This window comes from Cohnella sp. SGD-V74 (assembly GCF_003001675.1).
Taxonomy (GTDB): Bacteria; Bacillota; Bacilli; order Paenibacillales; family Paenibacillaceae; genus Cohnella.
Genome location: NZ_PVYW01000011.1, coordinates 24,200 through 37,393 on the forward strand (window position 1 = coordinate 24,200; position 13,194 = coordinate 37,393).

12 protein-coding genes and 1 other annotated feature are annotated in these 13,194 nt (G+C 57.8%); of the genes, 10 read left to right on the forward strand and 2 right to left on the reverse strand.

The genetic code is table 11. The annotated features are described in order from the left end of the window. The first annotated feature begins 113 nt into the window (after positions 1-113). From B0G52_RS17215 to asd, 8 genes are all read left to right on the forward strand, one after another. On the forward strand, positions 114-2,108 hold the full coding sequence (locus tag B0G52_RS17215) for an AraC family transcriptional regulator (protein ID WP_094046530.1): 1,995 nt from the start codon (positions 114-116) through the stop codon (positions 2,106-2,108). Between the two features lie 119 nt (positions 2,109-2,227). Then, complete coding sequence (locus B0G52_RS17220; protein ID WP_094046532.1) at positions 2,228-2,773, forward strand: RNA polymerase sigma factor; 546 nt, start codon at positions 2,228-2,230, stop codon at positions 2,771-2,773. Further along, positions 2,770-3,759, forward strand: coding sequence for a hypothetical protein (locus tag B0G52_RS17225; protein WP_094046534.1), 990 nt, complete (start codon positions 2,770-2,772; stop codon positions 3,757-3,759). The genes B0G52_RS17220 and B0G52_RS17225 overlap by 4 nt, the downstream gene beginning before the upstream one ends. A 126-nt stretch (positions 3,760-3,885) precedes the next feature. Beyond that, complete coding sequence (locus B0G52_RS17230) at positions 3,886-4,212, forward strand: YnfA family protein (RefSeq protein ID WP_094046536.1); 327 nt, start codon at positions 3,886-3,888, stop codon at positions 4,210-4,212. A 38-nt stretch (positions 4,213-4,250) separates the two neighbouring features. After that, on the forward strand, positions 4,251-4,838 hold the full coding sequence (locus B0G52_RS17235) for a GNAT family N-acetyltransferase (protein WP_158223749.1): 588 nt from the start codon (positions 4,251-4,253) through the stop codon (positions 4,836-4,838). Between the two features lie 349 nt (positions 4,839-5,187). Then, positions 5,188-5,451 (forward strand): CD3324 family protein, encoded by a 264-nt coding sequence (locus tag B0G52_RS17240; protein WP_094046540.1) that lies wholly within the window; start codon positions 5,188-5,190, stop codon positions 5,449-5,451. 135 nt (positions 5,452-5,586) lie between these two features. Then, the gene (locus tag B0G52_RS17245; protein WP_094046542.1) at positions 5,587-6,210 is read left to right on the forward strand and encodes a copper resistance CopC family protein; all 624 of its coding nucleotides are present in this window, start codon (positions 5,587-5,589) and stop codon (positions 6,208-6,210) included. 40 nt (positions 6,211-6,250) lie between these two features. Continuing rightward, positions 6,251-6,515: a binding site (T-box leader), on the forward strand. A gap of 138 nt (positions 6,516-6,653) precedes the next feature. Then, entirely contained in the window at positions 6,654-7,739 is a 1,086-nt protein-coding gene (gene asd, locus B0G52_RS17250) for an aspartate-semialdehyde dehydrogenase (RefSeq protein ID WP_094046544.1), read from the forward strand. Between the two features lie 73 nt (positions 7,740-7,812). Here asd and B0G52_RS17255 read toward each other — a convergent pair whose 3' ends face one another. Together B0G52_RS17255 and B0G52_RS17260 are read right to left on the reverse strand one after the other, a co-directional pair. After that, positions 7,813-8,625, reverse strand: a complete 813-nt coding sequence (locus tag B0G52_RS17255) for an undecaprenyl-diphosphate phosphatase (RefSeq protein ID WP_094046546.1) — start codon at positions 8,623-8,625, stop codon at positions 7,813-7,815. Between the two features lie 88 nt (positions 8,626-8,713). Then, positions 8,714-9,592 (reverse strand): LysR family transcriptional regulator, encoded by an 879-nt coding sequence (locus B0G52_RS17260; RefSeq protein WP_094046548.1) that lies wholly within the window; start codon positions 9,590-9,592, stop codon positions 8,714-8,716. Positions 9,593-9,719: 127 nt separating this feature from the next. On the opposite strand from B0G52_RS17260, the gene zwf reads away from it, so the two are divergent. Then, complete coding sequence (zwf, locus tag B0G52_RS17265; RefSeq protein WP_094046550.1) at positions 9,720-11,222, forward strand: glucose-6-phosphate dehydrogenase; 1,503 nt, start codon at positions 9,720-9,722, stop codon at positions 11,220-11,222. Beyond that, a complete protein-coding gene (gene tkt, locus B0G52_RS17270) occupies positions 11,200-13,194 on the forward strand; it encodes a transketolase (protein ID WP_094046552.1) in 1,995 nt (664 codons plus the stop codon). Before zwf ends, tkt begins: the two co-directional genes overlap by 23 nt.

Genomic DNA, 13,194 nt, shown 5'->3' on the forward strand with positions numbered 1-13,194 from the left:
CTCAGAAATCCGGTTATTAGCTTGTCAATGAGAATGGTTATCATCTATGATGGGAATACGGAACAGCAGGTTTGTTTCGAACGGAAGGGTTAGTTTCGGGGGCGAGCGAGTTCATGAAGTTGGACAACCATATCCGGTTGTGGAATCAAGTGTACGTCGAATTGGTCGATATTCGCTCCAATCGGATGGAGAGGGCGGAGGAGCTTCGGGGTTACCGGCTTCCGGCCAGCGCTTTTCTCTATATTAAGCGGGGGATGGGCCGCGTCTGGCTGGACGGGGCCGAACATAGAATCAGGCCGGATTATCTGATCCACGGCGGCAAAGGAACGAGCTTGACGATCGCGGCGAACGAGGAGCTGACGTACTATTTGATTCTGTACAGGGCGTCTCCGCCGGTTCCCGTTCAGCGGGATTTCGCCCGGCTCATGGAGGATGGGAATCCGTTTCAGTTCAGATATGTGTTCGCTCCGCGTTATCCGCTGCCGCTCGGCGACAAAGTCGAGCAGATGCTCAGAGGATGGCAGGAAGCGACCGACCTGAGCAAAGTCCAAGTGAAATCCCTCTTCTACCAGTTCATCTACGAATTGCTCTGGCAGCTGCACCAGCAGCAGATCAAACCCGCGAAGCCCGACATGGTGACGCTGGCGGTCCGTTACATCGAGGAAAACTATCATCAGCCGTTAACGCTGGACGCGATCGCGAAGGCGCTCGATTACAGCTCGGGTCATCTGTCGCGTTTGTTCAAGACGGAGCTGCATACGAGCCCCATTCATTTTCTGGCGCAGGTGAGAGTGCTTCGAACGATGCGACTGCTCGCCGAGACCGAGGCGACGCTGCAGGAAATCGCCGAGTCCGTCGGCTTTCCGGACGCCCACTCTTTAAGCAGAAGCTTCAAAAAGCATACCGGAGTTTCTCCGACCTATTACAGACAGAACAAGGACAAGCTGGCCGAAGATCAGGATTTGCCCAGCGCGATGCAAGGAATTGCCGTTTCACGGAAGACTTCGCCCTTTTATACTGTTAATGAGAATGATTATCAACAGATAACGGGGAGAGAGCTTGACATGCAGAAGAAAAGTAAAATCGCGGCAATGACTACGGTACTGAGTTTATCTTTGCTTATGGGGGCATGCTCGAATTCGGCCAATCCGGCTTCGGAATCGTCGGCGCAGCCGTCCGCAAGCGCCAAGGCGAGCGAACCGGCGGCAACGGCCAGCGCCTCGGCAAGCACGCAGCAGGAGACGGAGCCGACGACGAGAACGGTATCGACGCCGAAGGGCGACGTCGTCGTTCCGGCCGACCCGAAGCGGGTCGCCGCCGATCAATATATGGGGCATCTGCTCAAGCTGGGCATCGTTCCGGTCGGCGTCCGGACGTTCATGATGGACGAAGGCTGGATGGCCGAGGCGGGCATTGGGCAAGAGACGCTGGCGAATGTCGAGGATCTGGGCGGTTTTCCGATGAACCTGGAGAAGCTGACCGCCCTGGAGCCGGATTTGATTATCGGATCGGTGGAAGACAGCATCGAACAGTACGAGAAAATCGGCACGACCGTATTTCTGCCGTATTGGACGGAATTGTCCACCGCGGGCCCGTTGGAGAAGTTCCGCAGCGTAAGCGATATTTTCGGCAAGCGGGAAGAAGCGGAGCAATGGATCGCCGAGTACGAGAAGAAGGCGGCCGAGGCCCGCGAGAAAATCAAAGGCGTCGTTAAAGACGGAGAGACGGTGTCCATTGTTCAAATCGCGGACAAGGTCGTCTATGTATTTGCCGCCGAGGGAGGCAACTACGGCTCCTCCACAATCTACGAAATGCTGCAGCTGCCGCCTACCGACATCGCCAAAAGTATGAAGGAAGGGTTCGAGTCGATCTCGGTGGAGAAGCTGCCGGAATATATGGGCGATCATATCTTCGTATATTACGGCGCGAAGGAAGCGACGGACGAAATGATGAACAGCAAGCTGTGGAAAGGGCTGTCCGCCGTTCAAAACAATCAAGTATACGTATACGGCAATGAGTATTATGACGAATTCGTCATGGAAGATCCTTTTTCTCTCGAGCAGCAGTTGGATACGATCGTCGGGTTGTTGCTGGGCAATCCGTCCTGATCCGCGAACGCGACAAGGCTATCGGCTCATCTCCGCACAGGAGAGGGCCGATATTTGTTTATATAAGGAAAGGGAACGATCGGGGACGGAGTATTGTCTAATAGGTTGGAGGTGAGGCGATGGACTCGCAGGCGGAGCTGCAGTATTTGACGCGCAAGGAAGCGATGGATAAGACCGAGCTGTACGATCTCATGACCGCGTACGGCGACGACGTCAGGCGATATGCATACGCGATAACGAAAAATCGGGAGCAGGCGAAGGACATCGCGCAGGAAACATTCCTTAAGGCGTATCGCGGCTTCGGATCGTTCAAGGGCCGTTCCTCTCTTAAAACGTGGCTGTTCTCGATTGCGAGAAACGCGGCAATCAACGAGATGAGGTCGAGCTATATGCGCCGCATCGTGCTGTTCGAGTGGGTGAAGCCGCGCGGAGTGGGCGAATCGGCCGAGACGGCGTATCTGGAGGAGCAGTCCGTTCGCGAAATCAGGGAAGCGCTGATGAGCTTGTCGATGAAGCTGCGGGAGGTGCTGCTGCTCTCGCTGGAGCACGGGCTGACGATGCCCGAGATCGCCGAATTGCTGAACGTGTCGGAAGGAACGGTCAAGTCCAGAATGCATCGGGCGCGCCAGGCGATGGAGCGCAAACGGAAGGAGATGGAACGATGAGCGAGTCTGCATCTGTCTGGGAGGAGCGAGTTAAGCAGGGCTTGTTTCGGGAGGAAAAATTTACGGACGAGATGAAGAAGACCGTGCTGCAGTCCGCGGATCGCCGTCCGCGATGGCGGCTGGCCAAGGGGATCGGCATCGTCGGGGCGCTGGCGATCTGCGCGGCGGCGTTCCTGCTGCTGGTCAATCTAACCGGAGGAGACGCCGATTCCTACCGAACGGCCGGAGAGACGGGGAAGCGGATTCCGCTGGCGTACAAGCCGCTCGAGGCACGGATTCTGCAGAAGGGGGAGACGATTTACGGGGGGGATCGCGGCATTTTGCCCGGACTGTCCAACACCCACAGCCCTCTCGTTAACACGGGCTATGCGGAGCGGATTTCCTTGTCCGACGTCGATCTGATCGAGCAGAAGGAGGTTCCGGGCTTCGGAACGGCGTTCCTCTATACGCTGAAAGAAGGCACGGTGCTGAAAGATTCGATCGCGACGAAGCACGAGTCTTTCGGAATGGCGATCGATGGAGTTTCTCCCGCGGGCACGCTTTACCATTACGGTACGGGGCATATGTACGAGCTTCAGACGAGCATGACGCGCCTGTTCGGACAGGAAGTGCTCAAGTTCAACCAGCCCCTCTGCCGAACCGACGGCGAAGGATGCGCCTGGTATGTGAAGAAGGACGCCAACGGGCTGTCCACCTATGCGACCTTCAGCTCGCTGACCTATGAGAGAGATCTGGACGGAGACGGCTCGGAGGAAGCGATCGTCGTTACGCATAAGCAGAATCAAATCTATATTTTCAAAGAGGATCGGGGAGCTCTGCAATGGGTCAGCGTAAGGGAGGCGCTGGGAGCGGTTGCCGAAGACGCGGTCGCGTACGACGAACTGCTTGGAACGTTCGAGCTGCACGGCAGCGAGGCGGACGGAAGCGGCTTCACCCGCACGTATCGTTACGGAGAGGACAACAAGCTCGTCGAAGTGGTAAAATAAGACGAACAGGGGGCTGTTTCCCGCCAAGGGAAGCAGCCTTCGCGAGTTCGGCGTTGCTGAGCGGTCCGTCGACTGACCGCTGTCGTGCAACGCGCGCTGACTCCTTGACGAGGAAGGGGCATCATCGTGGTTTTGTCTATTGCGATTTTCGTGCTGGCCGGCCTGGCCGAGATCGGCGGAGGTTATCTGGTGTGGCTGTGGCTGCGGGAATCGAAGCCCTACTGGTACGGCATAGCGGGCGGCATTATTCTGGTGCTGTACGGAATCATTCCGACGCTGCAGAACTTCCCGTCCTTCGGCCGCGTGTATGCGGCTTATGGGGGCGTGTTTATCGTATTGGCCGTGCTGTGGGGCTGGCTCGTCGACAAGAAGACGCCCGATCTGTACGATTGGCTCGGAGCCGCGATCTGCATCGTCGGCGTATCGATCATGCTGTGGGCGCCGAGAAGTTGACAGGGAAAGACATCAGGACGAGCGGAGACGACATGCACATGGAACACTTGACGACAGATCGATGGGATGAAACGTTGTGGGCGGAGGCGGACGTTATTTATCGGGAGGCGTTCCCCGAGCATGGGCGCAAGAGCGAAGCGATCGTCAGGCGCATGTTCGAGCGCGGCCTGTGCACGCTGCACGTGTGGCGCATGGACGGCGAAGCCGCGGCGATGGCGCTGACAGCGTTCGATGACCGCTCCGGCTTGCTGGTTATCGACTACATAGCCGTAAGGCGGTCGCGGCAAGGGCAGGGAATCGGCCGGCGCTGCGTCTTGCAGCTGCGGGATTGGATCGCGGGCGCGAAGCCGGGCTGCCGCGGCATCGTCATCGAAGTGGAAGCGGAGGAGACGGAGGAGAACGCGGGACGCATCCGGTTCTGGGAGAGCGCGGGTTTCCGGCTGACCGAGTACGTGCACGTCTACATCTGGGTTCCGGAGACGTACCGGGCGATGTCGCTCGGCTTCGATGCGTCTTCGCCGCTTACGGATGACGGAAAGGAACTGTTCAAAGCCATTACGCGGTACCATGAGCGCGCTTATCGGAGAACGAAAGGCAGCGGCAGCGGCGATGGCGGTAAAGTTTGATTATAGCCGTTTATTCACTTTTGTCCGGATGCGTTCGGTCGTACAATAAAGGTGTCGGGCCCGACGAATTTTGCGCGAAAGGAGCTGATCGAGTTGATCTACCATCCTGAGGTGGTCTCCGTTTAGACGGGGACGCCGATTAGGGAAGGAGGCCGCAAGGCCTCCTTTTTTCATACATTGTGGGATAGAGCGGATTTCAATATACTGGAAATACGAACTTTGCGTTCGTGCTGTTTGTTTTTCGGCAATTATCAATCGAAAAAAAGGAGGAGAAATGAAAACATGGCTAAGGCATATGCGAAGAAAATCTTATCCATTATCGGTGCGCTAGAATTAAAGGAGGACCAACTTGATCTACAAAAACGGGAGAGATGTGCTTCCCCCTAGTTTGCTGCGGGAGCTGCAGAACTATGCGGGCGGCGAGCTGATCTACGTCCCCAAGCCGAACGAGCGTCGCGCGCGTTGGGGAGAGGTCAGCGGAACGAGGAAACTGCTTGCGGAGCGCAACAAGGAAATTTGCCGGCTGCACTCGGACGGGATGACGGTATCCGAGCTTGTAGCCAGATTTCATCTGTCCGGGGACAGCATTCGCAAAATCATCGTCAAATCGTAATAGAGTAACCTTATGCCCGCGTCGATCGCGGGCTTTCGTCTGCTCCGACACATTTCTTTCGATTGTTGAGCATTTGTTCATATGATATCCTGAGGATGCAGGGAAGAGGATGTCAATTGGAAAAGAGTGAGGATAATGAGACGATTCAACTGGATACTGCTTGTCATGCTTGTCGCAATGCTGCTGGCGCCGGCTTCGGTCTGGGCGCATACGGGGCTGAAATCCTCTACTCCGGAAAACAAGCAAACGGTGGACACGGAAGTGCAAGAGATCGTCATGACGTTTAATACGGGGATCGAGAAGGCGAGCAGCTTTACGGTGAAGGACGCGCAGGGAACCGAGTATCCGCTCGCGGACAAGTCCGTCGCTTCTTCCAAGCTGACGGGCAAGCTGGAGCAGGCGCTTCCGAACGGCGAGTACACGGTCGAATGGCGCATTATCGGAGAGGACGGACACCCGATCAAAGGGACTTTCGGATTTACCGTCGCGCTTCCTCCCGAGGAAACTCCAAGCCCGTCTCCGGCGGAGTCCGCGGCGGAAAGCGCCGAGCCGGATACCGTACAGACGGAGGAGGAGACGCCTTCGCGTCTTCCGGAAGCCTCGAGCAGCCCAAGTCTTCCCGCCTCTCCGGAAGCGGACGACGATGCGGGGGCGAGCGCGTCGCTGGAGACGAGGTCGACCGCTTCCAACTTGCTGCTGATCACGGCTGGCGTGCTTGTCGTGGCGTTCGTCGTTCTGGCTTTGCGGAAGAAAAAATAGCTTTACCTCGAATGCGATATTTGATAATATAATCGCAATAACAAATGCGATGAAGAGACGAGTAGGTAAAGCCATTCTTTCGCAGAGAGCTCCGGCGGCTGGGAAGGAGCAAAGAATGCTTTATTGAAAAAAGACTCCGAGCAGCGCGCCGGAACCTCGTATGGCGAGGGGGTGGCGCGACAGGCGCTCCTGTTACAGGGCTATAGTATAAGCATTGCTCGGCAATGCCGTACTTGAAGAGGCGGATATGGCGACATATCAGCGAATCCGGGGTGGTACCGCGAGCACACAATCTCGTCCCTAAGGCTAAAGTCTTGGGGGTGGGATTTTTTTGTTGAAGCGCGAAGCCGGCGCGCCGTCGGCACACCATTTCGTTCGTTTTGAATAGGTAGTAGGTATAAGGTTCCGTAAAATACGCGATAGGGAAAGGACTGGAATAAGCGATGTCAAATAAATTGAAGGTCGGTATTGTCGGTGGAACGGGGATGGTCGGACAGAGGTTCGTTCAGCTGCTGGATGGGCACCCGTGGTTCGAGGTGACGACGATCGCGGCGAGCGCGAGCTCGGCGGGCAAGACATACGAGCAATCGGTGCAAAATAGATGGAAGCTGTCCACTCCGATTCCGGATGCGGTGAAAAATATTGTCGTTCTGGACGCTTCCAAAGTGGAAGAGGTCGCTTCGCAGGTCGATTTCATTTTCTGCGCCGTCGACATGAAGAAGAACGAAATCCAGGCGCTGGAGGAAGCGTACGCCAAGACGGGGACGCCGGTCGTCTCCAACAACTCCGCGCACCGCTGGACGCCGGACGTTCCGATGGTCATTCCGGAGATCAATCCGGGACATCTGGACGTCATCGCCGCGCAGCGCAAACGGCTCGGCACCGAGACCGGCTTCATCGCCGTGAAGCCGAACTGCTCGATTCAGAGCTACGTGCCGATGCTGCACGCCTTGCAGCAATTCAAGCCGACGCAAGTCGTCGCATCGACGTATCAGGCGATCTCCGGCGCGGGCAAAAACTTCACGGATTGGCCGGAAATGCTCGACAACGTCATTCCATACATCGGCGGAGAGGAAGAGAAGAGCGAGCAGGAGCCGCTGCGCATCTGGGGCAGCGTCGAAGACGGCCAGATCGTGAAGGCGAGCGCGCCGCTCATCACGACGCAGTGCATTCGCGTTCCGGTCACGGACGGCCACTTGGCGACCGTATTCGTCTCGTTCGAGAACAAGCCGGCCAAGGAAGAGATTTTGCGGATCTGGCGCGAGTTCGAAGGACGTCCTCAGCAGCTTGGCCTGCCGAGCGCTCCCAAGCAGTTCATTACGTACTTCGAGGAAGAGAACAGGCCGCAGACGAACCTGGACCGCGACATCGAGGGCGGCATGGGCGTATCCGCGGGACGCCTGCGTGAGGATTCCCTGTACGACTACAAATTCGTCGGCCTGTCGCACAACACGCTGCGCGGCGCAGCTGGCGGCGCGGTGCTGATCGCCGAGCTGCTTAAGGCGGAAGGCTATATTCAAGCAAAGTAAGGAATGCGATAAACAAGGGGCAGTTCCCGAGGTCCGGTCGTTCGGACCCATGGGAGCTGCCCCTTGTTACTCGTTACAAGAATAAGAGAAATAAGATGCCTGCAGCGAAGCAGTAGTAAGAGAAATACTTCAAGTTGCCTCTGGCCATGATGCCCATGAACCATCTCATCGAGAAGTACGTGACGACCATCGTAGTCAGGAAGGCGATCAGATAAGGAATCGCCAGCTGTGAGCGGTTCGGATCGCCGGCGATGTCGGACGCGCCGAGCACGATGCCGCCTACGCTGATCGGGATGTAGAGCATAAAGGAAAATTTCAGCGCTGTCTCCTGCTTCATTCCGACGGCGATGGACGTAATGACGGTCGCCCCCGAGCGGCTGATGCCGGGGATCAGCGCGACGGCTTGGGCCAGCCCGACGAGAAGCGCGTCCTTGACCGACAGGTCGCCGTCCTGCTTGCGGCCGCGAAGATTGCGAATGAGCCACAGCGCGAGACCCGTCAAGAGCAGTCCGACTGATACGGTATGTACGGAAGAGAAAATCTCCTCGATCCGATCCTTGAACAGCGCCGCGACGACGGCGGCCGGCACCGTGCCGATCACGATGTACACGCAGAACAGAAAGTCCGCCTTGTATTCCGCTTGGCGAGTGAGCAGATAGCGGAAGAATCCCGAGATCAGCTTGCCGATCTCTTGGCGAAAAATAAAGCAGATCGCGATCAAAGACGCCGTGTTCGTCAAAATTTCAAAGCTCAGGCCGTTTTGCTTCAGCCCCAGCAGCTTCTGCGCAATGATCAGGTGGCCGCTCGACGAGACCGGAATCGGCTCCGTCGCGCCCTGGACGACGCCCAGAAACAAGTATTTCACCCATAGTACGAATTGTTCCATTTTGCCTCCGGATTCCCTCCTGTTTTTTATTTCTTCATCGTACCTCAGAAGGTCGCGAATTGACAACCTGTCGCCTCATAAGTTCGCGCTATCGAACCATCTCCATAAATCGGGTAGCGGCGCTTGACAGCGGCATGTTGCGCTTCGTCATGATTCCGACGTGGGAAGGCGGGATCGTAATGTCCAGCTCGACCTCGAAGAGGGAGCCTTCCTCCAGCTCCTTGGATACGAACTCGCGCGTCACGAAGGAGATGCCGAGCCCTCTGCGCGCGAACTCGATGAGCAGGTCGACGCTGCCGACTTCGATCTCCGGCTTGATCGTGTATCCGTAGCTTTGGAAAATTTCCGTGATCGTCATCCGGGCCCGGCTGTTGCGCGAGAACAGGATGATCGGATGCTCCAGCAGCGAGTCCAGCGACAGCTTCTTGCCCCTAAGCTCTTCATACCGCGCTCCCGCGACGAAGCAATCCTGCAGATGGAAGCTCTCCCGCACTTCGAGCTGCGGATCGACGATCGGCATGCGCACGACGCCCAGATCGATTCGCCCTTCCTTCAGGAACGAGATGACCTCCGGCGTCGTGCCGTGATTCAGATGCAGCCGGATGCCCGGATACCGCTCGTGGAATTCCTCCAAATAAGGCAGCAAATAGTGCTTGAACAACGAATCGCTTCCCCCGATTCTCAGCTCGCCGCTCTCCAGGTTTTTGAGGGCGGCCATTTTTTCCTCGGCAAGGGAGATGAAAATGTGCGACTGCTCGATGTAGGAGTACAAAATAGCGCCTTCCTGAGTCAGCTCGACTCCTTTGGCCGTTCGGTAAAACAACGTGATGCCAAAGCTGTCCTCCAGCTGCTTGATCGCATGGCTGACGCTCGGCTGGGTGAGGTACAGCGCTTTGGCCGCCTGGGTCAAGCTGCCCGTCTTCGCGGCCCAATAAAACACCTTATACAGCTCGTAGTTGTTGGTCATAGACACGGTCTATAGCTCCTGTTAAATATATTAATTACTTGTATGACCCCTATTCGTATTATAGTGAAACTACGAAAGAGATACCAGTCTTGCGCGCCATAGCGCATTCGGAAGGAGCAGGAGGAAGATGGAGGCCACGACATTCGTACTGTTCGGAGCAACAGGGGATTTAGCGAAGAGAAAAATATACCCTGCTTTGTATAATCTGTTCATCGACGGCAAGCTGCCCGAATCGTTCTCGTTGTTCGGTCTCGGAAGAAGAGAATGGACCGACGAGTCTTTTCAGGCTAACGTCGAGCAATCCGTTCGGCAGTTTTCCCGGCGCGAAGCGAAAAACGACGGCTCGCTGGAGCGATTCGTGCGCGCGTTCCGGTACAACGTGCTGGACATCGGGCGCAAGGAGGATTACGCGAGGCTGCTGGAGCGGATCGAGCAGCGGGAGGAGGCGCTTGGCGCCCCGCCTAACCGGCTGTTCTATCTGTCGGTCGGTCCGGAGTTTTTCGAGACGATCGCGGCGAACATTCTCGAGAGCGGACTTGGCTCCGAGAAGGGCTGGAAACGGCTCGTCATCGAGAAGCCGTTCGGCCACGACCTGCCGTCGGCCCGCGAGCTGAACCGGAAGCTGAGCCAGACGTTCGCGGAGGAGGAAATTTTCCGCATCGACCATTATCTCGGCAAGCCGATGGTGCAGAAGATGGGCGCGCTGCAGCAAGCGAACCCGGTCATTCAGGCGCTCTGGACGAACCGCTACATCGCCAACGTGCAGATTACGGCGAGCGAGACGGTCGGCGTCGAGGAACGCGCCGGCTACTACGACCACGTAGGCGCCGTGCGGGATATGTTCCAGAACCATATGCTCCAACTGCTCATGATGGCGGCGATTCATCTTCCGCACGAGAGCAGCTCCGAGCAGGTGCGCTTCAAGAAGAAGAGGATCATGCAGGCCGTCGTGCCGCTGCAGAAGCAGGACGTCTCGGCCAGCGTCATTCGCGGTCAATATGCGGAAGGCGCCATCGGCGGCAAGCCGGTCGCCGGCTACTTGGCCGAACCGGGCATCGCCGAAGGCTCGACGAACGATACGTTCATCGCCGCCAAGCTGGAGATCGACGACATCTACTGGCGCGGAGTGCCGTTCTACATTCGCACCGGCAAGAGAATGAAGGAGAAGAGCACGCGCATCGTCGTCGAATTCAAGGAGCCGCTGCAGCAGCCTTCGCAGGGCCGCGGCACGCCTAACCTGCTCGTCTTCGAGATCGGTCCGAAGGAAGGCATTACGCTGCAGCTCAACACGAAGGAAGACGGCGAATTCAAGCCGCTGCACGTCGAGCTGCACGGCAGCCAGGACGACGTTCCCGAGGCGTACGAGAACCTGATCCACGACGCGCTGCGCGGAGACGGCACGTTCTTCGCCCACTGGGACGAAGTCGAGCTGAGCTGGCAGTGGGTGCAGCCGATCCTCGACGCCTTCGCCGAAAATCTCGTGCCTTTGCAGCCTTACGCCGCCGGCTCCTACGGGCCTGCGGAATCCGACGCGCTGCTCGCGCGGGACGGCTTCCGCTGGTGGTTCGACGGTGAGGCTGAAACTATAAACATTGAGGGAGAACAGTATGCCTACAACACAAACCATTGAGCAACTCGCTATCGACACGATCCGCACGCTTTCCATCGACGCCATCAACGCCGCCAACTCCGGTCACCCGGGGCTGCCGATGGGCGCCGCGCCGATGACTTACTCCCTTTGGGCAGGTCATCTGAACCACAATCCGGGCAACGCCAAATGGTTTAACCGCGATCGCTTCGTGCTGTCGGCAGGTCACGGATCGGCTCTGCTGTACAGCCTGCTGCATCTGTCCGGCTATCGCGTATCGATCGACGACCTGAAGCAGTTCCGCAAGCTGAACAGCAAGACGCCGGGTCACCCGGAATACGGCCATACGGACGGCGTGGACGCCACGACCGGACCGCTCGGCCAAGGCGTGGCCATGGCGGTCGGCATGGCGATGGCCGAAGCTCACCTGGCCGCGAAATTCAACCAGGAAGGCTTCCCGGTCGTCGATCATCACACTTATGCGCTCGTTGGCGACGGCTGCCTCATGGAGGGAATCTCCTATGAAGCGATGTCGATGGCCGGCCATATGAAGCTGGGCAAGCTGATCGTGCTGTACGATTCCAACGACATCTCCCTCGACGGGGATCTGAACCTGTCCTTCGGGGAAAATATCCAAAAGAGAGCGGAGTCTGCGAACTGGCAGTATTTGCGCGTCGAAGACGGCAACGATATCGCCAAGATCAATCAGGCGATCGCCGCCGCGAAGGAGAACGACTCCCAGCCTACGCTGATCGAGGTTCGCACGATTATCGGCTACGGCAGCAAAGCGGCCGGAACGCACAAGGTTCACGGCAATCCGCTCGGCAAGGACGAGGCCAAGGCGACGAAGCAGGTGTACGGCTGGCCTTATGAGGAAGAGTTCACCGTCCCGGCCGAGGTTAAAGCGCATTTCGAGCAACTGAAGCAAAACGGAGCGGCCAAGGAAGAAGAATGGAACAAGTTGCTGACCGCCTACAAGACGCAGCATCCATCGTTGGGCCAAGAGCTGTCCCAGGCGATCGACGGCACGGCGGCGATCGACACTTCCGACATCTTGACGTTCGATACGTCCAAGTCGGTGTCGACTCGCGTCGCGAGCGGGGAAGCGATCAACCACTTCGTGAAAACCATTCCGGCCATCTTCGGAGGCAGCGCCGACTTGTCGCACTCGACGATGACGGACATTAAGGGCGAGCAGAAGTTCGCCGTCGAATCCTACGCGGGACGCAACGTCTACTTCGGCGTTCGCGAGCACGCGATGGGCGCGGCCGGCAACGGCATGGCGCTGCACGGCGGCGTGAAGCCTTTCGTCAGCACGTTCTTCGTCTTCTGCGACTACTTGCGCCCGTCGATTCGTCTCGCCGCGCTGCAGAAGCTGCCGGTCGTCTACGTGTTCACGCACGACTCGATCGCCGTCGGAGAGGACGGACCGACGCATGAGCCGGTCGAGCACTTGGCCGCGCTGCGCACGATTCCGGGACTGACCGTTCTTCGTCCGAGCGACGCGAACGAGACGGCGAGCGCTTGGGCGTACGCGCTGGAGCAGAAGGAAGGACCGGTCGCTCTCGTGCTGAGCCGGCAAAACTTGCCGATCTACGAAGAGACGAAGGCGAATAAGGAAAAGCTCGCCAAGGGAGGCTACGTCCTGACGGAAACGAACGACAAGCCGGATTTGATCCTGATCGCCACCGGCTCCGAAGTTTCCTTGGCCGTGAACGCCAAGGCGGAGCTTGAGCGGGATAACCTGTCCGTACGAGTCGTAGCGATGCCGGGCCGCGAGCTGTTCGAGCGTCAATCCGGCGAGTACAAGGAAAGTGTGCTGCCTCGTTCGGTCGCGAAACGGATCGCCATCGAAGCCGGCATCTCTCTTGGGTGGGACCGCTACACCGGACCGGAAGGCAAAGTGCTGTCGATCGATACGTTCGGCGCATCGGGACCTGGAGGCGAAGTGCTGGAGTATTTCGGTTTCTCCGTCGGGCATGTCGTTCGTTTGGCCAAAGATTTGTCGAAATAA